The following is a 24,204-nucleotide window of genomic DNA, read 5'->3' as shown; positions in this document are numbered from 1 at the left end:
GTCGGCCGCCGACACGCCGCCCGCCGCTGAAACCCTTATCAGGACACCGTCCGAAGAGACACCCATGAACGTAGTGCCGGACACGAGCGCCGTCGTCGACGGACGCATCTCGCAGAAAGTCGACGCCGGCGACTTCGCCGGAGCGACCGTGCTCGTCCCGGAGGCGGTCGTCAGCGAACTCGAATCGCAGGCCAACGAGGGGATGGAGAGCGGCTGGGACGGCCTCTCCGAGCTCCAGCGGCTCGCCGACCTCGCGGACGGCGGCGAGATAGAACTGGAGTACGTCGGCGAACGCCCCGGTCCGGAGGAGAAGGGGTACGCCCACCGCGGCGAGATAGACGCGGTCATCCGCGAACTCGCCGCCGACCACGACGCCGTCTTCCTCACCAGCGACCTCGTCCAGAGCGAGGTCGCGGCGGCGAAGGGTCTGGAGGTGGAGTACGTCGCGCCGAAGACCCGCGACGTCGGTCGGCTGAGCATCGAGGACTACTTCGACGAGACGACGATGAGCGTCCACCTCCGCGCCGAGAGCCGCCCGATGGCCAAGCGCGGCGAGATCGGCGACATGCACTACCAGGAGATCGGCGACGAGGAGCTCTCCGAGGAGCAGATGAAGGAGTACGGCGAGGAGATACTCCAGGTCGCCAAGCAGAGCAGCGATGGGTTCGTGGAACTCGACGAGCCGGGGATGACCATCGTCCAGTTCCGCGACTACCGCATCGCCATCGCGGAACCGCCGTTCGCCGACGCCTGGGAGATAACGGCGGTGCGGCCCATCGTCAAGACCGACATGGAGGACTACGAGTTCGCCGACGAACTCAAAGAGCGCCTGATGGAGCGCCAGCGCGGCGTCCTCATCGCCGGGTCGCCCGGCGCTGGGAAGTCGACGTTCGCGCAGGCGGTCGCGGAGTTCCTCGCCGGTAGCGACTTTGCGGTGAAGACGATGGAGAAGCCCCGCGACCTCCAGGTCGGCCCGGAGGTCACGCAGTACACCGAACTCGGGGGCGAGATGGAGAAGACCGCCGACTCGCTGCTGATGGTGCGCCCCGACTACACCATCTACGACGAGGTCCGGAAGACCGACGACTTCGAGGTGTTCGCGGACATGCGCCTCGCCGGCGTCGGCATGGTCGGCGTCGTCCACGCCACGCGGGCCATCGACGCGCTCCAGCGCCTCGTCGGCCGGGTCGAACTCGGGATGATTCCCCAGATCGTCGACACCGTCGTCTATATCGAGGCCGGCGAGGTCGAGACGGTGTACGACGTGACGACCCAGGTGAAGGTGCCGGAGGGGCTGATGGAGGAGGACCTCGCGCGTCCGGTCATCCTCATCGAGGACTTCGAGACGGGCCGGCCGGAGTACGAGATCTACACGTTCAACCGCCAGGTCGTCACCGTCCCCCTGAACGAGGGCGAGGGAGACGAGGGCGGCGTCGACGCCCTCGCGCGCCAGGAGATAGAGCGCGAGATACAGTCGGTCGCCCGCGGCCGCGTGGACGTGGACCTCCAGGGCCAGAACAACGCGACGGTGTACGTCGAGGAGGACGACATCTCCTACGTCATCGGCAAGGGCGGCGGCCGCATCGAGGACATCGAGAACCGTCTCGGCATCGACATCGACGTGCGAACCCACGACGAGAAACCCTCGTCCGCCTCGGGCGCGGGCGGAGCCGGCGCGAACGCGGCCCAGCCGCGCGGCGAGGTCGTGACGCCGGAGATAACGTCGCGCCACGTGGTCATCCCCATCGACGGCCACGCCGGCGAGACGGTCGAGGTCCAGGCCGACGGCGAGTACCTCTTCACCGCGACAGTGGGTCGGGGCGGCGACATCCAGGTGTCGCGCGGCAGCGCCATCGCCGAGGAACTGGAGCGCGCCATCGACAGGGAACGACAGATAACGGTTGTCACGTCCTGAGAGCGCCGAACGGTGCGGTCAGGCGTCGGCGCAGCACTCGGCGTCGGCGTCGGACTGCACCGTTATCTCGTAGAGATTCTGGCGGGCGTCCGCGAAGTAGATGTCCTCCTCAACGACGCCGATGTCCTCCAGACGTTCGAGGGCGTACCGCACCGTCCGCGCCGACAGCATCGACTCGTCGACTATCTCTTTCTGCGTGAGCGATCCCTTGTACTCCAGAACTTTGAACACGAGCTTCGCGCTCGGGGGCAGGTCGTCGATTTCCTCCCGCTGTGTCTGGGACATCATCGTTACGAATCGAAACAGGCCAGCAGCATAAAACTATTGAGACACTGTGACATGCACCGGTCGGGGCCGACGACCGCCCGTCGGCGCTCCCCGCCGCTGACCGGAGGTTTTAGCCCTCCTCGCCCGACGGTCTTCCCATGGAGTTCGCAGACGAGACCGAAGACGAACTGCGCGCGTTCGCCGAGCGGCTGCTCGCGTTCGACACGACGGGCGGGAAGGAGGGCCCGGCCCAGGCGTGGCTGGTCGACCGCCTCGAGGAGTGGGGGTTCGAGACCTACGAGTGGACCGCGGACGCGGCGGCGCTCGCCGAACATCCGTCGTTCCCGGACGACCCCGACGCCGTCGAGAACACCGAGGCGAGCGCGGGCGGCCCCGGCCTCGACGAGCGCCCGAGCGTCGCGGGGGTTCTGGAGTTCGGGGATAGCGTCGAGCGACGCTCGACGGACGATTCGGACCCGACGCTGGTGCTGAACGGGCACGCGGACGTGGTGCCGGTCGCCCGCGAGTCGTGGGACACCGACCCCTTCGAGCCGACCTGGGGGGAAAACGAGTCCGGCGACCCGACGCTGACCGCCCGCGGCGCGGCCGACATGAAGTGCGGGCTGGCGGCCTGCGTCTTCGCGGCGCGCCGCCTCGCCGAGCGCGCGGACCGCGCGGACCTCGACGGACGCCTCGTCGTCGAGAGCGTCGTCGGCGAGGAGGAGGGCGGCATCGGCGCGGCCGCGGCCGCGCTCTCGAACCCCTACCCCTTCGAGCGCGACGCGGCCATCGTGGCCGAACCGACCGACCTCACCCCCGTGGTCGCCACCGAGGGCACCGTGATGAAGCGCCTGCGACTCACGGGTCGCTCCGCGCACGCCGCGACGCGCTGGCGCGGGGAGAGCGTCCTGCCGCGGTTCGAGCGCATCCGGCGGGCGTTCGAAGCCCTGGAGGGAGAGCGCGGCGAGTCGGTCGACCATCCCCTCTACGAGGAGTTTCCCGTCCCGTGGCCGGTCACGTTCGGCACCGTCAGCGCGGGCACGTGGTCGTCGTCCGTCCCCGCGACGCTCGAAGCGGAGGTCCGCATCGGTGTCGCGCCGGGCGAGTCGGTCGCGGAGGTCGAGGCCGCGTACGAGCGGCGACTGGCCAAGGTCGTCGACGAGGACGAGTGGCTCCGCGAGCATCCCCCGTCGTTCGAGCGCTTCTCCATCCAGTTCGAGTCGGCCGAGATATCTCCCGACGAACCGGTGGTCGCCGCACTCCAGTCGGCCATGGCCGAGCGGGACCTCGACGCCGCCCCGCGCGGAGCGACGTACGGTGCGGACTCGCGTCACTACGTCGCCGCCGGCATCCCCACGGCGGTGTTCGGCCCGGGCACTATCGAGCAGGCGCACTTCCCGAACGAGACGATAGACTGGCCGGACGTGCTGACGGCGAGCGAGGTGCTCGCCGACGCCGCACGCACGTTCCTGGGCTAGTCGAGGTACTCCTTGAGCGCGCGAGCGACGACCTCGCCCGGGTCGTCGTGGGCGAGCGCGGCCTCCCGCCGGAGCTCCCGGTACGCCGCGGGCGGCAGCGAGAGCGTCACTTCACCCGGCGTCACGCCGTGGTCCGCCAGCGCGCGCTCGATTGGGACGCCGTCGTTGACCGCGCTGGCGACGGAGCGCACCTCACGGACGGTCAGATCGCCGTCGAGCGTCGCCCACGCGAGGTGGAAGCGCGCGTCGCCGCCCACGCGTGCGATGTGCTTGGCCGCGGTCGGCGCGATGTGGCCCAGCGCGACGTGGCGACGGATGGACTGCGGCAGGTCGTGAACCCGCGCCCACTTCCGGATGAACGAGACGCTGACGTCGCCGCCCGCGCGCTCGGCGGCCCCCTTGTACGACGTTTCCGCGCGGACGAGCGCGGCGCAGGCCGCGGCACCGCGGAGCATGAAGACCTGGTCCTCGTCGCCCGCGCTGTCGGTCGCGAACGCGTGGACCGTCTCCGCGGCCGCCGCGACGCTCTCGGGGTCGTCGGGGTCGAACGCCTTCGCCTCCTCGGCGCGCTCGCCGGTGACGGACGCGTCGCCGCGAACGACGGGTTCGCCGACGGGCGACTCGCGGTCCGTCGGCGGTTTCTCGTCGCCCCAGTCGTCGGTCGACCTCTCGTTACCCCAGTCGTCGGTCATGGAGATTCCTTTGGAGTGGTGACGGCAAAAAGGGGGTGGTTCGGGTGATTACTCCCTCTTTCGCGGTCGTCGGTGCGGGGGGCGGCCGCCGCGCGCCGTATTTTTATGTGGGACGACGCCGAAACTCGCGCCGTGTCGAGAGCCAGCACCGACTACGCGACACAGGAACGGCAGGTTCGTGCGCGCGACGAGAAGGAGGGAGTCGAGCGCTGGCTGGAGGACGTCTTCTTCGCGCTCGGGGAGGTGACGTTTCTCGCGCTGCCGGCCCTGCTCTCGCTGATGGACGCCGAGCCGAACGTCTCGCTGAAGTACGCCGCGATGTTCGTCTGGGCGACGCTCGTGCTCGCCACCGGAACGATGCGGGACGACCGGTTCGGTGGCCGGTGGCCGCCAGTCTCCCCGGTGCTCGTCGCCGTCCGGTTCGTCTACTACAACGCCGTCGTCCTCGCCGCAGCGTACGCCGGGGCGGCGGTGGACCTCTCGCTGGGTTCGCCGGTCGTCACCGCGGCGGTAGCGACGCTCGTCGCTCTGGCCGCTGCCGCCGGATTCCCCCGACTGGTCGCCGCGCTCGGCGCTCGCCGGTCGGGCCGATAGCGGCCGCGACGGCGTCGCTTCTCGGCGGAGACGCATCCGGCGCTGCCGACGAACCGCTCGTCCGCCGCGAGCAGCGAGGCGACGAACGTCCGCCGAGACGCCCGTCGGGGCGACGACGGGCGTCGGCTTGCAGCTACCGGACCATGTTGCCGCTATCTCGGAGCGATTTGCCGCCAACTTATACGCCGGCAGTTCGAACCACTGCCCGAAGGCAATGCTCGGCCCACCACTCTTCCAGTCGTCGCTCGACCGATGGCGCAGGCTCGACCGCGGATGGAAGGCAGTCGCCCTCGGCGGTCTCCTCATCGCGGCGGTTCAGTTCGGGGTCGCGCTCCCGTGACGGCCGCCGCGAGCGACGAGGCGACGCCGCTGCGGGCGTACCTGCCGGGGCTGGCCGCACTCGTCGTCGTCGGCCTCGCCGGGCGACTGATCGGCGCTGCGGTGCCGTATCTCGACCCTCTCATCGCCGCCGTCGCCGTCGGCGCGCTGGTGGCGAACACGGTGGGGGTTCCGGCAAGTTTCCTCCCGGGCGTGGAGACGAACAAGCTCTGGCTGGAGACCGGCATCGTCCTGATGGGGGCACGGATAACGCTCGGCGCCCTGCTCGACGCGGGGCCGACGCTGGCGCTCGTCGTCGTGGTCGGCGTGACGGCGACCGTCCTGCTGGTCGAGGGGCTCTCCCGGACGCTGTTCGACGTTCCGCGCCGTCTCGGGTCGCTGCTCGCGGCGGGGGCCGGCATCTGCGGCGTCTCCGCGGTCGTCGGCGTGAGCGGCAGCGTCCGGGCCGACGAGAACCAGATAGCCTACGCCGCGGCGACCGTCCTGCTCTTCGACCTGCTGACGCTGTTCGTCTATCCGGCGCTGGGCGGCGTCCTCGGGCTCTCGGACCGCGTGTTCGGCGTCTGGGCCGGCCTGACGATGTTCAGCACCGGGCCTGTGACCGCGGCGGGGTTCGCGGTGTCGGAGGCCGCGGGACGGTGGGCGACCGTGACGAAGCTCGCACGGAACCTGCTGCTCGGCGGACTGGTCCTCGCCTACTCGCTGTACTACGTCGACGGGCCGTCCGGCGACGCGTCGTCCCCGCGGACGACGCGCCGGTCGAAGCTCGCGCTCCTCTGGCGGTCGTTCCCGAAGTTCGTCGTCGGATTCTTCGCAGTCGTGGCCCTGTCGTCCGCGGGCGCGTTCTCGCGGGTCGAGACGGCTCAGTTGACGACCGCGTACGAGTGGCTGTTCCTCGTCGCGTTCGCGGGCCTCGGTCTCACGGTCGACTTCGACGACCTTCGGGACGCCGGCCTCCGACCGGTCGCCGTCGTCCTGACGGCCCTCCTCCTCGTCAGCAGCGTCTCGCTCGTCGCGATACGAACCGCGTTCGGCCCGTGACCGTCGTCCGCCCGGCGAGACCCCACCGAACCGATGGACACGGTTAATTACCGGGCGTGTGACACGCGACCATGGGCGTCAAATCACGCCTCGCGGCGGTCGAAGCGATCCCCGAGAACGGGACCCTCCTGTTCACAGTGCGGGAAGAGGACGGGCGAAAAGAGGAGGTCGTTCTCGTCCGGGGTGACGACTGCGTCGAAGCGTGGAAGAACTTCTGTCAGCACGAGACCGACCAGCGACTCGACCGCGGTTTCGGTGCCGCGATGCGGGACGGCGAGATAATCTGTCCGAAACACGGGTCGATGTTCGACGCCTGCACCGGTCACTGCGACAACGGGAAGGCCGCGGGGTCGACGCTCGTCGCCGTCGACGTGACCGTCGAGGACGGCGACGTGTACCTTGTCGACGACGACTGCCGATACCTCCACGACGGCGGCATCGACGACGACGCGCCCGGCACCTCCTCGCACCTGACGTTCTGAACGCTCCGGGCCGGCGGTACGCCTCGCGCCCGCCACCTCGTTTTAGGCGATGGGGACGGACGGACAGGACATGGACGGCTACTTCACCGACGTCGCCGAACGCGACTGGCAGACGACCGACGAGGGGACGGTCCGGCTGGCGCTGGTCGGTCTCGGCCGGTTCACGCGGTCGGAAGTGCTGCCGGCGGTCCGTAACGCAGACCTCTGTGAGGTGACCGCGCTCGTCAGCGGTTCGCCGGAGACGGCGTCGGCGGTCGCCCGCGAGTACGGCGTCGACGTGACGCTCGACTACGACGCCTTCGAGGACGGCGAGCGGTCGGACGCCTTCGATGCCGTCTACGTCGGCGGGCCGAACGGCCTCCACCTCGATTACACGCGAACGGCCGCTCGCCTCGGCAAGCACGTCGTCTGCGAGAAGCCGATGGAGGTGAGCGCCGACCGGGCGCGGGAGATGGTCGAACTCTGCGACGACGCGGGCGTGACGCTGGTGGTCGCCTACCGACCGCAGGTAGAGCCGACGATGCGCCGGGTCCGGGAACTGGTCCGCGACGGCGCGGTCGGCGACCCGGTCCAGATTCACGCCTGGTTCACGGGACACATCCTCGACCAGAACGCGGACGCCGACCAGTGGCGGCTCGACCCCGACCTCGCCGGCGGCGGCGCGCTGATGGATGTCGGCGTCTACCCCCTCAACGCGAGCCGGTTCCTCCTCGACGCCGACCCGGTCGCCGTCCAGGCGACGACGCACGCGCCCGACGCGGCGTTCGAGGGCGTCGACGAACACGTCGCCTTCCTGTTGACCTTCCCCGGGGGCGCGACGGCGTCCTGCACGGCCAGCTACGACGCCCAGCAGGACGACCGACTGCGACTCGTCGGCACCGAGGGACAGGTGCAGGTGAATCCCGCGTTCGACGCGGGCGTGACCCCGACCGTCACGCTCGAACGCGGCGAGGAGACCGTCGAGTACACGGGACCGTTCGTGAACGAGACGACCGAGGAGTTCGACTACTTCGCCCACTGCGTCCTCACCGGGACGGAGCCGGAACCGGACGGCCGTGACGGCCTCGCGGACGTGGAGGTCGTCGAAGCGGTCTACGAGTCGGCCGAGACGGGACGGCGCGTCGACCTCTAACGGACGAGCCCGCAGTTCGACCGGAAGCGCCGCGCCGACGAAGAGGGGAAGACGGGAGTCTGACTCCGTCAGAGCCAACTGTCGGCCCAGTTCTCGATGTCGTCGAAGACGGGACAGAGCGCGCTCCCTCCTCCGTCAGGCTGTAGTACGTCGTGCTGGGCCTGTCCGAGTGGGTCTTCAGCGCCGGCGTCGGCCTCTTCTGAAACGGCCGAAGCCGTTCCGCCTCGACGAACTACCGTGCGTAGCTGCGGCCGAGCTCCGCCGCGCTCGCGTCGACCCTGTCCTCCCGCAACTCCTCGGCGAACGCCTCACAATCGTCGCCGTGATTGACCAGGATTTCGGCGTCCCGGTAGGAGTCGAGGAACGACCGGAGGCCGTCGTGGTCCGCGTGCGCCGAGAAGTCGTACTGCTCGACCTGCGCGCCGACTGGCATCACGCGCCCGTCGATTTCGGCGCTCCCGGTCTCCAGCAGATCGCGTCCGGGCGTCCCCTCGACCTGGTACCCGGTCATCGTGACCATGTTCGTCGGGTTCCGCCGGATTTCGGGGATGTAGGTCATGGCCGGGCCGCCGGAGAGCATCCCGCTGGTGGTGACGATGGCCGCGTTCTGGTCGGCGATGCGCTTTCGCTGGCCGTCGCGGCCGGTGACGAACCGGGCGTGGGATTTCGCCCGCCGAAGAGCGTCGGCGTCGCGCACGAACTCCGGATGCCGGCGAAGCATCTTCGTCACCTGCTTGCCCATCCCGTCGACGTAGCACGGGACGTCGTGGGCCTCGCAGACGAGCAGCATCTCCTGGGTGCGTCCGATGGCGAACGCGGGGACGACGACCGTGCCGCCCTCCCAGAGCGTCGTCTCGACGCTCTCGACGAACCGCTGCTCGACCGCGGCGCGGTCGTCGTGTGCCACGTCGGCGTACGTGCTCTCGCAGACTACCACGTCCGCGTCGGGGCGCGCCGTCGTTCCAGAGAGCAGACGCTGGTTCTCCGTGTGGAAGTCCCCGGTGTAGAGCAGTCGCGTCTCGCCGTCGTCGATCAGTACGTGCGCGCTCCCCGGGATGTGGCCGGCGTCGTAGAAGGTGACCTCGTAGCCCGCCGCCTCGAACGGTTCGCGGTAGCCGTGCGTCTCGGAGACCTGCGTGACGCGCTCGACCTCCGCCTCGGTGAACGGGCAGTCGTAGCTTCCACCGCGGCGTCCGCGACGCCGCGAGCCTCCGGTCGCTCCGCTCCCGGAGACACCGTGCAGTTTGAGGGTGTCGCGGGCCAGCGTCAGGGTGAGCTCCCGGGTCGGCGGCGTCCAGTGAATCGGTGGGCGGTCGTCACCCGACAGCAGGGCGGGCACGGCCCCGGCGTGGTCGAGGTGGCCGTGCGAGACGACGACGGCGTCCGGGTCGACGTCCCCGACCGGGAACTGCGGCGGGTTCCCCGTCAGGATTCCGTAGTCCAGCAGGAGAGAGTCGTCGACGAGGACGGCGCTCCGACCGACCTCGCGCGCACCGCCGAGAAATTCGACGTTCATCGTCGGTCCGTACTCGCCGCACGCCTTTTCATGCGTCGATTGCTCGCACTGCAGTACCCCCGTCGAACCTGTGCCGGCGTGCGAAACCGAAGAGTGCGGTCAGTTCCCTACGAGCACTCGCTCCAGCCGCAGGACTCGCAGGTCTTGCAGCCCTCCGAGAAGTACAGCGACAGCGAGCCACACTCGGGACACTCGGGGCTCTCCCCGGCGTCGATGATGCTCTGCTGGTCGGCGTCGTTCTCTTTCGTGCTCACGCCGGAGGCCGCGGCCGCGCCGCTGCCGTCGGTCTCGCGGGCGACGTCGACGTTCGGGCCGGTCACGTCGGCTTCGTCGGCCGTCTCTTCGAGCGTCTGCTGCTGGGGGTAGGCCTTCTCCACCTCGCCGTCGAGGTAGCGCCGCATCGCCGTGCCGATGGCGTCCGGGATGGAGTTTATCTGCTCGCCCTTGTCCCAGGCGACCTTCGGACTGCGGATGCCCCGCAGTTCGTCGGCGATCTCGTCGGGGTCGACGCCCGACCGGAGCGCCGTGCTGATGGTCTTCGCCAGCGCTTCCGTGAACGAGGCCGTGAAGCCGCCGGAGTTGCCGATGTTGGCGAACAGTTCGAACGGCTGGCCCTGCTCGTCCTCATTGATGTTGACGTACAGTTTACCGTAGCCGGTGTCGATGCGCTGGGTGACGCCGTGGAGCACGTCCGGGCGCGGTCGCTTCTTGCCCAGTTCGACGTCGGCGTCGGACGGTTCGAAGCCGACGTCGAGGTCGTCGCCGATGGCCGCACGGACGTCCTCGTTGTCGAGGAAGCCGTCGATGCCGCCGAACACCTCCTCTATCTGGGCGACGATGGTCTCGGCGGCCTCCTCCTCGTCGGCGAACTCCTTGTTGTCGGCGCGCGTCGTCAGCACCTGCTTGCTCCGCGTGCCGTCGCGGTAGACGGTGACGCCCTTCCCGCCGTTCTCGTAGATGTAGCGGTACACCTCGTCCATGTCCTCCTTCGTCGCGGAGTTGGGGAAGTTGCAGGTCTTGCTGATGGCGCTGTCGACGCCCTCCTGGCAGGCGCACTGGACGGCGGCGTGGTCCTTGCCGGAGAGGTCGCTCGTGACGACGAACAGCTCGCCGATGGCGTTTGGCACGGTTTCAAGTCCCTCGACGCCGTCGAACTCGTTCTCGGCCATCTGCTCCTGGGCCTCTCGCTTGACGGCCTCGACGTCGATGTCGTTCGCCTCCAGCGTCCGCAGGAAGTAGTCGTCGAACTCCACGAGCATCTCGTCGCCCTGCACGTCGTCGGAGACGTTCTTGTAGTAGGCGACGTTGTAGATGGGCTCACAGCCACCCGTGGTGTTGCCGACCATCGAGGTCGTGCCGGTGGGCGCGATGGTCGTCGTGTTGTGGTTCCGGATGGGGAAACCGTCCTCCCAGTTGTCCGCGTCCAGGCCGGTCTGGTGTTCGAACCACTCGCGGTACTCGGTCGGGTTCGCGTACTTGCTCTTGTCCCACTCGTCGAACGAGCCGCGGTCCTCCGCGAGTTCGTGGGAGGCCCACTTCGACTCGTGGTTGATGTGGGTCATCAGCTGGCGGGCCATCTCGTTGCCCTCCTCGCTGCCGTAGCGGACGCCGAGCTGGATGTACAGCTGGGCCAGCCCCATGATGCCGAGCCCGATCTTGCGCATCTCCCGGACTTTCTGCTCTATCTTGTCGACCGGGAAGTCCGACATCGTGACGACGTTCTCGAGGAAGCGGGTGCCCCACTCGATGCGGTGGTCGAACTCCTCGTAGTCGATGGCCTCGCGGAGGAACGCGTCGACGGCCTCGTCGAGCGACCCGTAGTCGTCGCCGTGCTCGTCGTACCAGACGCGCCAGTCCGGGCCGTCCTGGTCGGCGAGCGTCGAGAGGTTGATGTGGCCGAGGTTGCAGGCCTCGTACTCTTCGAGCGGCTGCTCCCCGCAGGGGTTGGTCGCCAGAATCCGGTGGTCGGGGTGTTTCTCCACGTCGAACGAGTGTTCCTTGTTGACCCGTTCGAGGTAGATGACGCCGGGTTCGCCGTTCTCGTGTGCGCCGTCGACGATGCGGTCCCAGAGGACCTCCGCGGGAATCGACAGTTCCTCGCCGACCTCGACGTACTCGCCGAGGCCGAACATCTCGTACAGCTCCTTCGTGTGCTCGGTCGCGACGTGGGCCTCGCCGGTGCGCGGGTTCGTGAACGTGAACTCCTCGCCCGCGTCCAGCGCCTCCATGAAGTCGTCCGTGACGCCGACGGAGATGTTGAAGTTCGAGAGATGTCCCTCGGCGGCGTTCCGGAGGTGCTTGGGCACGCGGCCGTCCTCGTCGATGAGGTCGCGGGCCTCTTCCAGGGCGTCCTTGAAGGAGTTGTGCGTGTAGTCGTCGGGGTCGTTCAGCCGCAGCGTCTCGGCCAGGCTGACGTCCTTGTTCTTGGCGTGGATGAACTGGATGACGTCCGGGTGGGAGACGCGCATGACGCCCATCTGTGCGCCGCGCCGGGCACCGCCCTGCGCGATGGTCTCGCACATCTGGTCGTACGTGCGCATGAACGTGATGGGGCCGGACGCGATGCCGCCCGTGCTCCCCACCGCGTCGCCGTACGGCCGGAGCTTCCAGAACGCGTAGCCCATGCCGCCGCCGGACTGGAACACCTGGGCGGCCTCCTTCGCCGTCTGGTGGATGTCGTCGATGTCGTCCTCGGGGGAGTCGACGAAGCAGGCGGAGAGCTGCTGGAGTTCGTCGCCCGCATTCATCAGCGTGGGCGAGTTCGGGATGAACGAGAGGTTCTCCATCAGGTCGGTGAACTCCTCGTCGACGGACTCGACGTGGTCGCGGATCTCGTCGGGGAGCTCCGGGACGACCGTCTCGTAGGCGAACTTGTTGACGTTGTAGATGGACAGTTCGGTCTCGACGTCGTCGTCGGCCGTCGTCCCCTTTCCGAACACCTCGGCTGCCAGCTCGTCGCGTCGCGGGTGGTCGGGCTTGAGCTGGTCGGGCGTGACGGTTATCTCGACCCCGCGCCGATCGGCCTCGTAGACGGCCTCCGCCAGCGCGATGTTGTGGGCGACGCGCGGGAACAGGTCCTCCTGCTCCTCGATGAGGTCGCCGTCGGCGTTCTTGCGGAGGTACCGCGCCTGGAGGATGTTGTGGTAGGCGTTGCCGGTCAGGCGGTCTTCGAGCGTCTCGCCCTCGGTGCGCTTGACCGGTAGCGTGACCTCGCCGGCGTCCGCGTCGTGCGCGCCGCTCATGCGTCCGTCACCGCCCCCGGTTCGGTGCTCTGTATCGCGATTCGGCTGTCGGTGGTTGGGTAGTACCGTTCCATTCGTAACGGAGAATGCATCTTCTCCCTCCTAAATTAAGCTTGCTTTCCTTACTGCAAGTCCATTTGCAGAAGGGCGCCGCTGGTCGTTCGGAGTGAACGCTTGACCGGCCCTGGATTGGCCACGGTCTATCACTCTCTGGTAAGGCCCGGAAGGTTATAAGAGTGTTCAGACCGGGGTGAAAGTGTCTAATAACTACCCGTTACTTCTCGTAATCGTCTGTTGAAAGGCCGCCCTCTTGCGATTATCCTTCTGGGGCCTATCCTCACCTCCGGTACGTTTAACCCTCGCCGCTACGGACGTCCCGGATATGCTCACATCGGTTCGGGCAACGCTCGCACCGCCGTCGACGCTGGTTCCGCTACTCGGAGTGACCCCCGAGATGGCGCTCGTCGGACTCGGCGTCGTTCTGGTGGTCCTCCTCGTCGGCCGCGTTCTCCTCAAGATGGCCTGGCGACTCGTGCTCGTCGCGCTGGTCGTCGCCGCCGCGCTGTACGGCTTCGGGGTCCTGTCCGTCTAGCCCGTCGACGGTCGGAGAGAACGGTGGTTCCGGAGACCGGTTCGGTCGCGTCGCGTGGCGCGACGAACGCGACGAGGAGTCGCGACGTCAGGCCGGCGCCGTCGTCCGGACCCGGTGGACGAAGTTCGCCACGACGTCGCGACCGTGCGCCGTCAGCACGCTCTCCGGGTGGAACTGCACGCACTCGATGGGATGCTCGCGGTGGCGCACGCCCATCACGAGCTCCTCGTCGACGCCGTGCGTCGTCGTCGCGGTCACGTCGAAGCAGTCGGGAACCTCGGTCGCCACCAGCGAGTGGTACCGGCCGGCGCGAAAGCCCTGCTCGATGCCGTCGAAGACCCCCTGACCGTCGTGGTCTATCGGGAACGCCTTGCCGTGGACCGGTTCCGGGGCACGTCCGACCGTGCCGCCGTAGGCGTACACGGCCGCTTCGAGCCCGAGACAGACGCCGAACGTCGGCACCTCGCGCGCGAGGTCCCGGAACACGTCGAGGGTGACGCCCACGTCGCGGTCGTTCTCGGGGTGGCCCGGTCCCGGGCTGACGACCACGGCGTCCGGGTCGGTCGCGCGCACCTCCTCCAGCGAGGCAGTGTTCCGGAGGACGGTCGTCTCGGCGCGTTCGCTGACGTACTCGACGAGGTTGTAGGTGAACGAATCGAAGTTGTCGACGAACGTCACCCGGGTCATCGCGACACCCCCGGCGGCTCCGCGGCCGCGTCGTCCGCCGTCCGGTCGTCGGTCGCCTCGTCCACCTCGATGCGTTCCAGCGCCGCGAGCACGCCGTCCATCTTCTGTTCGGTCTCGTCGAACTCCGCGGCGGGGTCGCTGTCCGCGACGACGCCCGCGCCGGCCCGGACCGTGACGAGGTCCGCGTCGCCCGCGGCGTCCTCCCCGCCGCGCTCGACCGTCGCGGTCCGGATGACGATGGCCACGTCGGCGTCGCCGGTCCACGAGTAGTAGCCGACGCCGCCGCCGTAGAGACCTCGGGGCGTGCGTTCGAGGTCGTCGATTATCTCCATCGCCCGGATCTTCGGCGCGCCGGAGAGCGTCCCGGCGGGGAACGCGGCCCGGGTCGCGTCGAAGGCGTCCGGCGGACGCGCCGGCGTCGTTGCCGACCGTCCGGCGGCGGTCGCCTTCGCGGCGAGGTCGCCGACGACCGTGCTCTCGATGTGCTGGACGTGGCTGTACTTCAGGACGTTCATGAACTCCTCGACGCGGACGCTGCCCGCCTCGCTGACGCGGCGGACGTCGTTGCGCGCCAGGTCGACCAGCATCGCGTGCTCGGCGCGCTCCTTCTCGTCGGCCAGCAGTTCGCCTGCGAGCTTGCGGTCCTCCATCGGACTCGCGCCGCGCTCGCAGGTGCCGGCGATGGGGTTTGCCACCACCTCGCCGTCCCTGACGGAGACGAGCGTCTCCGGACTTGCGCCGACGACGTGCAGGTCGTCGTACCCGAGACAGTACATGTACGGCGAGGGGTTCACCTCGCGCAGGGCGTCGTACAGCCCCAGGGGGTCGACCTCGCCGCGGAGCCGACGCTCGCGCGAGACGACGCCCTGGTAGATGTCGCCCGCTGCGACGTGCTCTTTGGCCGCCCGGACCGCGTCCTCGTACGCATCGCGCGGGCCGGCGGTCTCCCCGTCGGGGACGAATCCGCCCGTCTCGGGCGGTGCGGCGTCGGCGAGCGCCTCGCGCACGCGGTCGACCTCCGCGACCAGGTCGTCGTACACCGTCCCGGCGTCGTCGTCCGGCCAGACGACCGGCGTCACGGACAGCGAGAGCGCGTCGGCGACGTGGTCGAAGACGAGCGTCGACGTGCTCAGGACGAACTGGGCGTCCGGGAACCGCGAGTCGGGGTGGTCGACCCCGCGCTCGTCCAGCCAGAGGTCGTAGACCGCGTCGTACGCGAGGAAGCCGACCAGCCCGCCGGCGAAGCGTTCGTCGCCCGAGAATCCCCGTCGTTCGAGGTCCGGCAGCGCGCCCCGGAGCCTGTCGAGGGTGTCCCCCTTCGCTTCGGCCGCGCCGGCGCTCGGCGACGACCCGAGGAGCTCCTCGTACCGGTCGTCGCCGAGCGCGTCGACACGCGTCCCGTCCCGTTCGACCGTCACCACCGCCGCCGGGTCGTAGCCGACGAACGAGTGGCGGGCGTGGCGGTCCTCGGCCTCGGCGGCGAACGCGCCGTTCGGGTCGCTGGAGGCGACCTTCTCGGCGCTCTCTAAGAGGAAGTCGTAGTCGCCGTCGCCGAGCGCGGCGTAGGCCGCGAGGGGGTCCACGTCGACGTCGAGGGCGGTCGAGAGGTGGACGACGACCGGCGCGTCGCCGGCGTCGGACCGCGATTCGTCTCGCGTCGCCCGCTCGACGAACGTCTCGCGGTCCATCATGGCGTGACGGTCCTGCTCTCCTTCCGCGCGTTCTCGACGAACGACTCGACCGCGTCCGCGTCCTTCCGACCGCCGGTCGCTTCGACGCCGGACGCCACGTCGACCGCGAAGGGGTCGACGGTGTCGACCGCCTCGGCGACGTTCGCGGGCGTCAGGCCGCCCGCGAGCACGACCGGCGAGTCGAGGTCCGCAACCGCGTCCCGGGCGCGCTCCCAGTCGTGCGTCTCGCCAGTCCCGCCGGCGGCCGCTGCGTCGAGCAGGATGGCGTCCGCCACCGCGTCGTACCGCGACGGGTCGTCGGCCGCGGCGTCGACGGCCTGGACGAGGCGCGCGTCGACCATCGACGCGAGATACGCCAGGTCGCCGACGCCGGTGCCGTGGACCTGCACCGCGTCTGGTTCGACCGCCTCGACGACGTCGACGGTGCGCTGGGGGTCCTCGGGCATCGTGACCAGCACGGTCGTGACGAACGGCGGGACGGCGGCGGCGAGTTCGGCGGCCCGCTCCGGGGATATCTCGCGGGGGGAGTCCACGGGCACGTCGACCAGGAGACCGACCGCGTCCGCGCCCGCCGCGACGACGTGCCGGAGGTCGTCCTCGTCGGTGAGTCCGCAGATCTTCACCCGCGTCATGCCGACACCGTCCGCGTCATCGACGCCAGTTGCCTGCCGGCGTCACCGTCGTCGATGGCTTTCGCGGCGCGCTCGACCCCGTCCTCCAGTGAGGTCGCCTCGCCAGCGACGTAGACGGCCGCGCCGGCGTTCGCCACGACGATGTCGCGCTTCGCGCCGCGAACGTCGCCCTCGACGATACCGCGCAGGTCGCGAGCGTTCGCCTGGGGCGTGCCGCCCGCGACCGCGGCGACGTCGTGGCGCTCGACGCCGACCTCGGACGGGGAGAGCGCGTACTCCTCGACATCGGTACCGTCGACCTCGGCGACGGTCGTCTCGCCGTGGACGGCTATCTCGTCCATGCCGGAACCGTGGACGACCAGCGCTCGCTCGACGTCCATCTTCGCCAGCGAGCGCGCGAGCACCGGGACGAGGTCGGGGTCGTAGACGCCGACGACCTGCGCGTCGGCCCCCGCGGGGTTCGTCAGCGGGCCGAGGACGTTGAACAGCGTTCGGATGCCGAGTTCCTGGCGCGGGCCGATGACGGCCTTCATGGCGGGGTGGAAGACGGTCGCCAGCATGAATCCGATGCCGCGCTCCTCGATGGCCGACTCGACGGCGGGCGGTTCGGCGTCGATGGTGACGCCGACCTCTTCGAGCACGTCCGCGCTGCCCGAGGAGGAGGAGACGGAGTAGTTGCCGTGCTTCGCCACGGGGACGCCGGCACCGCTGGCGACGATGGCGGCGGTCGTGGAGACGTTGATCGTGTCGTAGTCGTCGCCGCCCGTGCCGCAGGTGTCGACCAGCGGCGACCGGTCGGGGTCGATGGTCCGGGCGGCGTCGCGCATCCCCTGGGCGAAGCCGGCGATCTCGGACTCCGTCTCGCCCTTCGAGCGGAGCGCGGCCAGCAGCGCGCCGATCTGCGCGTCGGTCGCGCCCTCGAAGACCGCCGTCGCCGCCTCGCGCGCCTCGTCGAGCGTGAGATCCTGTCCGTCCGCGACGCGTTCGATATGTGCCTGCATTTTGGAACACCGATGTACTGTTTCGAGTTGTAATGGACAAGTTCGTACATCTCCTTAAATCTGCCGGGCCGGCCGGCCCGGAGGGAACTCGCCGACTGCGCCGGATTCCGAAACCTTCAATTATCCCTGTCGCAAACGATGAGATGCGTTCGAGAAGCCGACTGGGTTTGTGGTCTAGTTGGTTATGACACCTCCTTGACATGGAGGAGGCCGGCAGTTCAAATCTGCCCAAACCCACTACTTCTCTCCGCGACGCTCTCGACGAGCGAAGCGAGTCGCGGTATCGCGGAAGATGCTTTTGGACGTTCGAACGAGAAACGTGTGAGGTTCCAGTTGCCGACGAGGAACGCCCGTGGACGAGTGAGCGTCTCCGACCGGTAGGAACGTGGTCGAACGAACCGAACCGGACCGGTATCCTCAACTAACGGCCATTGGTACGTGCTAGCTTATATCTTGGAGCGTCGTACTCCCTTCCAGGGAGTACCCATGAGTGAATCGGAACACCATTCGGAACAAGTCGAGGAAACCGTCGGCCGAAAGGCGTGGCACACGGGCACGAAAGTAGCGGGAGTCTGGCTCGCGGTCGGGTCCCTCGTTTTCGTGGTGAGCCTCGTCCTCCACCCACCGCTTTCCCCCGATCCAGGCGAGTTCATGGCGACCATCGCCGACGGACCCACCCGGTGGGTAGCGGCCCACTGGACGGCAGCGATGGCGCTCACCCTCTTCGCGATAGCGGGTCTAATCGTGCTTACGGCGGGGTCGCGTCTCACCCAGAACGGATGGACGATGACCGCGTGGGCCGTGCTGGTCGTGGGCGCGCTGTGGGTCACGACGACTGCTGTCGCAGAGGCCACCGTGATCACCGAGGCCGCCGTAGCCGGTGACACAGCGACGTTCGAAGCGTGGCAGCTCTTCGCCGAAGGCAAAGCCGTCGGGTTCGGATTCCTGGCACTGGCCGTCGCCATAATCGCCGGCAACGAGGCTCGGAGTACCCGTTCTGTGATTCCCGTGTGGGCCTCGTGGATCGGTGCCGCTGCAGGGGTCGTGGCCTTCGTGGGGTTCGTCGTCCTGGGGTTACTGCTCGGAATCGCCCTGGGCGGTCCGGTCTGGATAGCGTCCACGATCGTGATGAGCCTGTGGACCCTCTGGTTCGGTGTCGCCCTGGGGCGGTCCGATGATTCACGAGTTCGGCTTGCGGACGTTGGGACCGGTAGAGAAGGGGCAGTCTGACGGGCGTTCGCCGTGCCGCGAACGGCGCGACTCGCCGTTCGCCGGTTCGGAGAACTGACGACTCTAGCTGCGACGCTCGACGACGACTTCCTTCGTCTTCTTCGCGTCGACGCCGAACAGGAACCCCGAGACGAACAGCAGTTCGTTGCCGACGTAGTACCGCCGGACGACGTGGTCGACGAGCGGCAGTATCGGGTCGGGGGTAATCTGGAGGACGACGAGGACGAGCGCGACGACGGCGGCGAGCCCGGCGAACCAGCGGACCACCGTGCCGGAGAGGAACCCGACGACGAAGACGGCGATGGCGGCGAGGAGGGTCACGGCCGTCCCCTATGTGGAGGCGACGTTTCAAGCTATCGCCGAGCGGGACTCGTCGACGACGGCGAAGGCCGTCACTTCTACCCGTCTCCCCTCGCTACGATGCGAACCACCGACGGCCGTGCGCCGCGCTCTCGTCGGAGGGACGACGGATGGACACGAGCGGAGCACTCGCGACTCGCGACCGGTTGGCGCGTCTCGCCAGGTTCGCGACCGTGGGCGTCTCCGGGTTCGTCGTCAACCTCCTCGTCTTCGCGGTGACGACGCCCGCTCTCCAGTACGTCCTGGCCGGCGTGATCTCCTGGGCCGTCGCGAACTTCTCCAGTTACAACCTGAACCGCCGGTTCACCTTCAGCGACGTCGAGTACGGCTATCTCCGCGGCTACCTCCGGCATCTCTCGGTGTACGTTGTCGGGTTCGCGGTGTACGTCGTCGCGCTGTCGCTGCTCGGGCTGTTCGTCGACCGCTTCCTCGCGCTCGCGGTCGCGGTCACGCTCAGCGGCGCGCTGAACTTCGTCGGAAGCGAATTCTGGGTGTTCGACCCGGGGCTGTGACAAGGGTGACATCGCAAGGTCAAGACCTACCCGTGCTGGCCGTCACGAATCCGTATGGGATTCAGAGAGCGCGTCGGCGACGCGGCCGAGTCGGCGTCCGTCGGGGACGTGCGGGAAGCGGTGAAAGAGCGGGCCACGGAGGCGTCACGGCGGGCGGCCTCGACGGGGAGCGAGGTCGTCCGTGAGACGACGAGCGCGGGATCGGTCGCCCGCGACGGGGTCGCCGACGCGACGAACGCGACGCGGGAGACGGTCGAGACGGCGTTCGAGCGCTTCGACCTCCCGGACGTCGCGGTCGGGCCGCCGGACGTCGGAATCACTCCGTCGGATGTCGCGATAGATCCGCCGGACGTCGCGGCCCCGACCGGGGAGTCGGCGTCGGCGGCCGCGGTGGCCGAGGAGATTCAGGCCATCGTCGAGGACGTCGACCGCCGATACGCGGCCAGAAACGCCCTCGAAGGCGCGCGATACGGGATAACGGCCGGTCCGTACGGTGCCGCCGTCGGGGCCGGCGTCGGGACGGCGTACGGCGCCTACAGCAGCACCCGGGGCGCGTTCGACCCGGACGACCCGTCCGGTCCGGTCGGCGAGCGGGTCGAGTCGGTCACGGAGGGGGTCGACGCCGGCCGCTACCTCGACGGCGTCCGGCACGCGAAGACGGAGTACAGGGTCGGTGGAAAGCTGGGAACCGAAGGGAAGATCGCCGGCGCGGCGCTGGGCGGCGGCGTGAGCCTCCTCGCGGCGCTACTCCGGGAGTACTCCGGGGACGACGAGTCGATCGGGGAACTGCTGGCAGACGACCGCCTCGAACCGGTCGTCGGTGTCGCGTCGGGCGTCGGCAACCGCCTCGGACCGGTCGGCGACGCGCTCGAAGACGGCGTTCGTCGGACGGGAGCGGTGCTGGCCGAGAACCGGGAGACCGTCGAGCACCTCGGCGTGGTCGCGGCGAGCGTCGACTGGGCGAGGACCCAGGAGGCCGCGACCCAGTCGTTCGCGGCGTTCAGCCGCGTCGCCGGTCAGCCCGGGACGGTCGGGAAGGTCGTCGAGGGCAGCCGTGCGGTGTCGGAGTCGGCCTCGCTCTGGTACGAGGTGTACGCCGACGTGCAGGCGTCCACGGAGCCGTAGCGTCGGTAGCGAGTCGGCGTGGACCCGTCGGGGACGGGTCCTGTCGTCGAACTCCCGAACTATATGTAATCGCACAGATAACGTAACATATGAGAGAGAGATTATATGTTCGGTCAGCGGCGGTCGCGCTTCCAACTTGTCCCTCCGGCGGTGGTCGGTCGCTCCGGAACGTTCCGGCGCGGACTCGTGTCTGAAATATTCCAAAACAGATATCAAGGATAAGTCGTGTAGGTTGAGATAGAGTACCGTGGGACTCGCTCACTCAGTGTCCGACATGTCAGCCGTTGCTCGCTCGCTCGACGCCACTATCCCATTCTTCGCGGTGTTACCGGCGTTCGTCGGCATCGTCGTACTCGTGTGGTTCTTCTTCCCGGACCTGTCCAACTGGTCGAGTCCGCCCACTCGCGAGAACGAGTACAGTTTCGACCTCGACGAGCTGGAGTGACGGCGTCGGCGCGGGCCGTACTCGGACCGCTCGTCGAGTCGTTCAGTTACCGCCGAGGAACCGGAGCGCCACCCCGAGGGCGATGACGATGATCCCGAGAATCGTCGCTATCGGCGGTATCGGGACGAACAACAGTACGATTCCGGCGAGGATGACTATCGTCGACGTGTTCACGATACTACGAAGTACGGCGAGAAACCGAATATGAATTGTGGCTGTCGGCTCGAGACGGCGTGAAAGCTACTCCAGCGCGCTACCGACCCGGACGACCGTCTCCTCGTCGAACTTCGGACCGATGAACTGCGCGCCAACGGGGAGACCGTCCGTCTCGCCGGCCGGCACGGAGATGGCGGGGAGGTTCGCTAGGTTGACCGGGACGGTGTTGGCGTCCGCGAGGTACATCTTCAGCGGGTCGTCCAGGCTCTCGCCCATGGGGAACGGCGGTGTCGGCATCGTCGGACTCGCCAGCACGTCCACGTCCTCGAACGCCGCGTCGAAGTCCTGTTTCACCCACGCCCGGGCGTCCTGGGCCTTCTTGTAGTACTTGTCGTGGTAGCCCGCCGAGAGCGCGTAGGTGCCGAGCAGGACGCGGCGCTTCACCTCGTCGCCGAACGCCTCTTCGCGCGCCTTCGCGAACGTCTCGTTCCAGTTACCCTCGAAGCCGCCGGAGTGGCCGTAGCGCACGCCGTCGTAGCGTGCGAGGTTCGAGGACGCCTCGGACATGGCGATGACGTAGTACGCCTCGACGGCGTGTTCGACCGACGGCAGCGAGACCTTCTCGACCGTCGCACCCTGCGATTCGAGGTCGTCCAGCGCGGCCTCGAACTGCTCGACGACGCCCTCGTCGGCGCCCTCGACGAGTTCGGTCGGGACGCCGATCGTCAGCCCCTCGACGTCGCCGTCCGCGGCAGCGGCGTAGTTCGAGTCGGCTCCCTCCTCGCGCGTGGTCGCGTCGTGGTCGTCCGGACCGGCGATGACGTCCAGCAGTTCGGCGGCCTCCGCGACCGTTGGTGCGATGGGGCCGATCTGTTCGAGGCTGTTGGCGTACGCGATCAGGCCGTATCGCGAGACGAGACCGTAGGTGGGCTTGATGCCGACGACGCCGCAGAATGCGGCGGGACAGCGGATGGAGCCCCCGGTGTCGGTGCCGAGTGCAAGGTCCGTCTCGCCGGCCGCGACCGCGGCGGCGCTCCCGCCGGAGGAGCCGCCGGGAACCCGTCCCTCCGAGACCGGGTTCTCGGTCGGACCGAACGCGGAGGTCTCGGTTGTCGTGCCCATGCCGAACTCGTCCATGTTCGCCTTGCCGGCGACGGTCGCCCCGGCGTCCGCGAGTCGGGCGACGACCGTCGCGTCGTACGGCGGGACGTAGTCGTCGAGCATCTCGGAGCCACAGGTGGTCCGGACGCCCTCGGTGCTGATGTTGTCTTTCACCGCGACCGTCTTGCCGGAGAGCGGGCCGTCGTCGTCGCCCTCGATGGTCTCCTCGGTGATGAACGCGTTGTGGCTCATGAGACGTTCGGTCCCTTGAAGTAACCGTCCTCGGTCTCCGGCGCGTTCGCCAGCGCCTCCTCCTGGGAGAGACCGTCGTGCACCTCGTCGTCGCGCATCACGTTCACGAGCTCGACGTCGCGCTCCACCTCCGGCACCTCGTCCAGCGTCTCGAAGTAACCCAGGATGTCCGCGAACTGCTCGGCGAACTCCTCGGCTTCCTCGTCGGAGACGCCGACGCGCGCCAGCCGGGCGACGTAGCGGACCTCGTCGGGGCCTGGGGCCGTGTCGCTCATGTGTTGAGGAAGCCCCGGACGCGCGGTAAGGGTTTCGATACACCCGTCTCCGGATTCTCGCCACGCCCGCCGCTCGTCCGTTCACCACGTAACAGATAAACGCCGACAGAATTGTTCCGTCGGAGAAAAACTCGATATCCGGGTTCTGTCCCGACGCAGTCCATTAATACGGCCGATTCCAGTCGAGAAAAACCGCTCCACAATCCACTGGATTTAAGTAGCAGGAAACCATACGAGATATGTCTATCGGATTCTCTGGGCTCTCCACGTTTTTGCGGTGTTCCCGATACTACGCCCATGACTGACACACGAACCCGAACGAACCGCGAAGAAACACGCAGTGAACGAACCGACGAAACGGTCGACGAGAGCCAGCAGTGCCCCGAGTGCGACGGGCAACTGGTAACCGACGAGGAACGTGGCGAGACGGTCTGTGCCGAGTGCGGCCTCGTCGTCGAGGAGGACAACGTCGACCGCGGCCCCGAGTGGCGCGCGTTCGACTCCAAGGAGAAGAACGAGAAGTCCCGCGTCGGCGCCCCGACGACGAACACGATGCACGACAAGGGGCTGTCGACGAACATCGACTGGCGCGACAAGGACGCCTACGGCAACTCGCTGGGGTCGCGCCAGCGCGAGAAGATGCAGCGTCTGCGCAAGTGGAACGAGCGCTTCCGCACCCGCGACTCCAAAGAGCGCAACCTCAAGCAGGCGCTCGGCGAAATCGACCGCATGGCCTCCGCACTCGGTCTCCCCGAGAACGTCCGGGAGACGGCGTCGGTCATCTACCGCCGCGCGCTCGACGAGGACCTCCTGCCGGGCCGCTCCATCGAGGGCGTAGCCACCTCGTCGCTGTACGCCGCGGCACGGCAGACCGGCACGCCCCGCAGCCTCGACGAAGTCGCGGCCGTCTCCCGCGTCGAGAAGGACGAAATCGCCCGCACGTACCGCTACGTCGTCCGTGAACTCGGCCTGGAGATCGAACCCGCCGACCCGAAGAGCTACGTCCCGCGATTCGTCTCCGAACTCAACCTCTCGGAGGAGACCGAGCGCCGCGCACGCTCGCTGCTGGACACGGCGACCGAGAAGGGCCTCCACAGCGGCAAGTCGCCGGTCGGCCTGGCGGCCGCCGCCGTCTACGCCGCCGCCCTGCTCACCAACGAGAAGGTGACCCAGAGCGAGGTCAGCGACGTCGCCAGCATCAGCGAGGTCACCATCCGCAACCGCTACCACGAACTGCTGGAAGCCGAAGAAGGCACCGTCGCGCCCTGAAACTCCTGTTCTCTGCCCGTACGCGGAACCGGTCGGTGCCCGTCTCTCGAGCGGCGCGTCGACGACGCGCTCGCGGCGATTTTCGGCCGTTTCCCGCCGCCCCCGACTGCCGGTCGCCCAGTTGTCGGCTGCTGGTCGGTCGGTCGCCCTCGGCGGTACGTCGACGGGTACGACCCTC

25 protein-coding genes and 1 tRNA gene are annotated in these 24,204 nt (G+C 68.5%); 14 read left to right on the top strand and 12 right to left on the bottom strand.

All coding sequences use genetic code 11. The features are described from left to right. Positions 1–64 precede the first annotated feature (64 nt). Positions 65–1,915: a PINc/VapC family ATPase gene (locus tag ACRYA2_RS06680; protein WP_433625595.1), complete on the top strand. Its 1,851-nt coding sequence runs from the start codon at positions 65–67 to the stop codon at positions 1,913–1,915. 18 nt (positions 1,916–1,933) lie between these two features. Here ACRYA2_RS06680 and ACRYA2_RS06675 read toward each other — a convergent pair whose 3' ends face one another. Next, a complete protein-coding gene (locus ACRYA2_RS06675; RefSeq protein ID WP_113277173.1) occupies positions 1,934–2,200 on the bottom strand; it encodes a MarR family transcriptional regulator in 267 nt (88 codons plus the stop codon). A gap of 140 nt (positions 2,201–2,340) precedes the next feature. Here ACRYA2_RS06675 and ACRYA2_RS06670 point away from each other — a divergent pair, with 140 nt between their 5' ends. Further along, on the top strand, positions 2,341–3,660 hold the full coding sequence (locus tag ACRYA2_RS06670) for a M20/M25/M40 family metallo-hydrolase (protein ID WP_433625592.1): 1,320 nt from the start codon (positions 2,341–2,343) through the stop codon (positions 3,658–3,660). Here the strand turns inward: ACRYA2_RS06670 and ACRYA2_RS06665 are convergent. Continuing rightward, entirely contained in the window at positions 3,657–4,352 is a 696-nt protein-coding gene (locus ACRYA2_RS06665) for a DUF7119 family protein (protein ID WP_433625589.1), read from the bottom strand. The genes ACRYA2_RS06670 and ACRYA2_RS06665 overlap by 4 nt on opposite strands. Before the next feature lie 132 nt (positions 4,353–4,484). Here ACRYA2_RS06665 and ACRYA2_RS06660 point away from each other — a divergent pair, with 132 nt between their 5' ends. From ACRYA2_RS06660 to gfo6, 5 genes are all read left to right on the top strand, one after another. After that, positions 4,485–4,946: a DUF8215 family protein gene (locus tag ACRYA2_RS06660; RefSeq protein WP_433625586.1), complete on the top strand. Its 462-nt coding sequence runs from the start codon at positions 4,485–4,487 to the stop codon at positions 4,944–4,946. Between the two features lie 214 nt (positions 4,947–5,160). Further along, positions 5,161–5,286 (top strand): hypothetical protein, encoded by a 126-nt coding sequence (locus tag ACRYA2_RS06655; RefSeq protein WP_433625584.1) that lies wholly within the window; start codon positions 5,161–5,163, stop codon positions 5,284–5,286. Next, on the top strand, positions 5,283–6,326 hold the full coding sequence (locus ACRYA2_RS06650) for a YeiH family protein (RefSeq protein WP_433625581.1): 1,044 nt from the start codon (positions 5,283–5,285) through the stop codon (positions 6,324–6,326). The genes ACRYA2_RS06655 and ACRYA2_RS06650 overlap by 4 nt, the downstream gene beginning before the upstream one ends. Before the next feature lie 71 nt (positions 6,327–6,397). After that, entirely contained in the window at positions 6,398–6,808 is a 411-nt protein-coding gene (locus ACRYA2_RS06645) for a Rieske (2Fe-2S) protein (RefSeq protein ID WP_433625578.1), read from the top strand. Between the two features lie 49 nt (positions 6,809–6,857). Then, positions 6,858–7,940: a D-xylose 1-dehydrogenase Gfo6 gene (gene gfo6 / locus ACRYA2_RS06640; protein ID WP_433625575.1), complete on the top strand. Its 1,083-nt coding sequence runs from the start codon at positions 6,858–6,860 to the stop codon at positions 7,938–7,940. A 232-nt stretch (positions 7,941–8,172) separates the two neighbouring features. Here gfo6 and ACRYA2_RS06635 read toward each other — a convergent pair whose 3' ends face one another. Both ACRYA2_RS06635 and ACRYA2_RS06630 read right to left on the bottom strand, forming a co-directional pair. Next, entirely contained in the window at positions 8,173–9,456 is a 1,284-nt protein-coding gene (locus ACRYA2_RS06635) for an MBL fold metallo-hydrolase (protein WP_433625572.1), read from the bottom strand. A gap of 107 nt (positions 9,457–9,563) precedes the next feature. Next, positions 9,564–12,698, bottom strand: a complete 3,135-nt coding sequence (locus ACRYA2_RS06630) for an adenosylcobalamin-dependent ribonucleoside-diphosphate reductase (RefSeq protein ID WP_433625569.1) — start codon at positions 12,696–12,698, stop codon at positions 9,564–9,566. 382 nt (positions 12,699–13,080) lie between these two features. Here ACRYA2_RS06630 and ACRYA2_RS06625 point away from each other — a divergent pair, with 382 nt between their 5' ends. Further along, positions 13,081–13,290, top strand: coding sequence for a DUF8029 family protein (locus tag ACRYA2_RS06625; RefSeq protein WP_433625567.1), 210 nt, complete (start codon positions 13,081–13,083; stop codon positions 13,288–13,290). Between the two features lie 87 nt (positions 13,291–13,377). Here ACRYA2_RS06625 and trpG read toward each other — a convergent pair whose 3' ends face one another. Genes trpG through trpD form a run of 4 tightly spaced genes read right to left on the bottom strand, consistent with a single transcriptional unit; the run spans position 13,378 to position 17,301 of the window. Beyond that, complete coding sequence (gene trpG / locus ACRYA2_RS06620) at positions 13,378–13,977, bottom strand: anthranilate synthase component II (protein ID WP_433625565.1); 600 nt, start codon at positions 13,975–13,977, stop codon at positions 13,378–13,380. Then, positions 13,974–15,668, bottom strand: coding sequence for an anthranilate synthase component I (trpE, locus tag ACRYA2_RS06615; RefSeq protein ID WP_433625562.1), 1,695 nt, complete (start codon positions 15,666–15,668; stop codon positions 13,974–13,976). The genes trpG and trpE overlap by 4 nt, the downstream gene beginning before the upstream one ends. Beyond that, complete coding sequence (locus tag ACRYA2_RS06610; protein WP_433625560.1) at positions 15,665–16,300, bottom strand: phosphoribosylanthranilate isomerase; 636 nt, start codon at positions 16,298–16,300, stop codon at positions 15,665–15,667. The genes trpE and ACRYA2_RS06610 overlap by 4 nt, the downstream gene beginning before the upstream one ends. Next, complete coding sequence (trpD, locus tag ACRYA2_RS06605; protein ID WP_433625557.1) at positions 16,297–17,301, bottom strand: anthranilate phosphoribosyltransferase; 1,005 nt, start codon at positions 17,299–17,301, stop codon at positions 16,297–16,299. Before trpD ends, ACRYA2_RS06610 begins: the two co-directional genes overlap by 4 nt. A 163-nt stretch (positions 17,302–17,464) precedes the next feature. Between trpD and ACRYA2_RS06600 the strand changes: the two genes are divergently transcribed. Together ACRYA2_RS06600 and ACRYA2_RS06595 are read left to right on the top strand one after the other, a co-directional pair. Further along, positions 17,465–17,538 (top strand) — tRNA-Val (locus ACRYA2_RS06600). Between the two features lie 249 nt (positions 17,539–17,787). Continuing rightward, positions 17,788–18,531: a hypothetical protein gene (locus ACRYA2_RS06595; protein ID WP_433625554.1), complete on the top strand. Its 744-nt coding sequence runs from the start codon at positions 17,788–17,790 to the stop codon at positions 18,529–18,531. 63 nt (positions 18,532–18,594) lie between these two features. On the opposite strand, the gene ACRYA2_RS06590 is transcribed toward ACRYA2_RS06595, so the two are convergent. Continuing rightward, on the bottom strand, positions 18,595–18,852 hold the full coding sequence (locus tag ACRYA2_RS06590) for a hypothetical protein (protein ID WP_433625552.1): 258 nt from the start codon (positions 18,850–18,852) through the stop codon (positions 18,595–18,597). A gap of 149 nt (positions 18,853–19,001) precedes the next feature. On the opposite strand from ACRYA2_RS06590, the gene ACRYA2_RS06585 reads away from it, so the two are divergent. The 3 genes from ACRYA2_RS06585 (at position 19,002) to ACRYA2_RS06575 (ending at position 20,973) form a co-directional block, all read left to right on the top strand. Further along, entirely contained in the window at positions 19,002–19,403 is a 402-nt protein-coding gene (locus ACRYA2_RS06585; protein WP_433625550.1) for a GtrA family protein, read from the top strand. 54 nt (positions 19,404–19,457) lie between these two features. After that, on the top strand, positions 19,458–20,528 hold the full coding sequence (locus tag ACRYA2_RS06580; RefSeq protein ID WP_433625547.1) for a hypothetical protein: 1,071 nt from the start codon (positions 19,458–19,460) through the stop codon (positions 20,526–20,528). A 265-nt stretch (positions 20,529–20,793) separates the two neighbouring features. Further along, positions 20,794–20,973 (top strand): hypothetical protein, encoded by a 180-nt coding sequence (locus ACRYA2_RS06575; RefSeq protein ID WP_433626034.1) that lies wholly within the window; start codon positions 20,794–20,796, stop codon positions 20,971–20,973. Positions 20,974–21,015: 42 nt separating this feature from the next. Here the strand turns inward: ACRYA2_RS06575 and ACRYA2_RS06570 are convergent, their stop codons facing one another. The 3 genes from ACRYA2_RS06570 to gatC form a co-directional block, all read right to left on the bottom strand. After that, positions 21,016–21,150, bottom strand: coding sequence for a transporter (locus ACRYA2_RS06570; RefSeq protein ID WP_433626026.1), 135 nt, complete (start codon positions 21,148–21,150; stop codon positions 21,016–21,018). A 63-nt stretch (positions 21,151–21,213) separates the two neighbouring features. Beyond that, positions 21,214–22,482: an Asp-tRNA(Asn)/Glu-tRNA(Gln) amidotransferase subunit GatA gene (gatA, locus tag ACRYA2_RS06565; RefSeq protein ID WP_433625544.1), complete on the bottom strand. Its 1,269-nt coding sequence runs from the start codon at positions 22,480–22,482 to the stop codon at positions 21,214–21,216. Continuing rightward, entirely contained in the window at positions 22,479–22,757 is a 279-nt protein-coding gene (gatC, locus tag ACRYA2_RS06560; protein WP_433625542.1) for an Asp-tRNA(Asn)/Glu-tRNA(Gln) amidotransferase subunit GatC, read from the bottom strand. Before gatC ends, gatA begins: the two co-directional genes overlap by 4 nt. 297 nt (positions 22,758–23,054) lie before the next feature. Between gatC and ACRYA2_RS06555 the strand changes: the two genes are divergently transcribed. Beyond that, complete coding sequence (locus ACRYA2_RS06555) at positions 23,055–24,026, top strand: transcription initiation factor IIB (RefSeq protein WP_433625539.1); 972 nt, start codon at positions 23,055–23,057, stop codon at positions 24,024–24,026. Positions 24,027–24,204 lie beyond the last annotated feature (178 nt).

It is taken from the genome of Halomicrococcus pelagicus, assembly GCF_050954125.1.
This window is presented reverse-complemented; position numbering and strand designations above follow the sequence as displayed.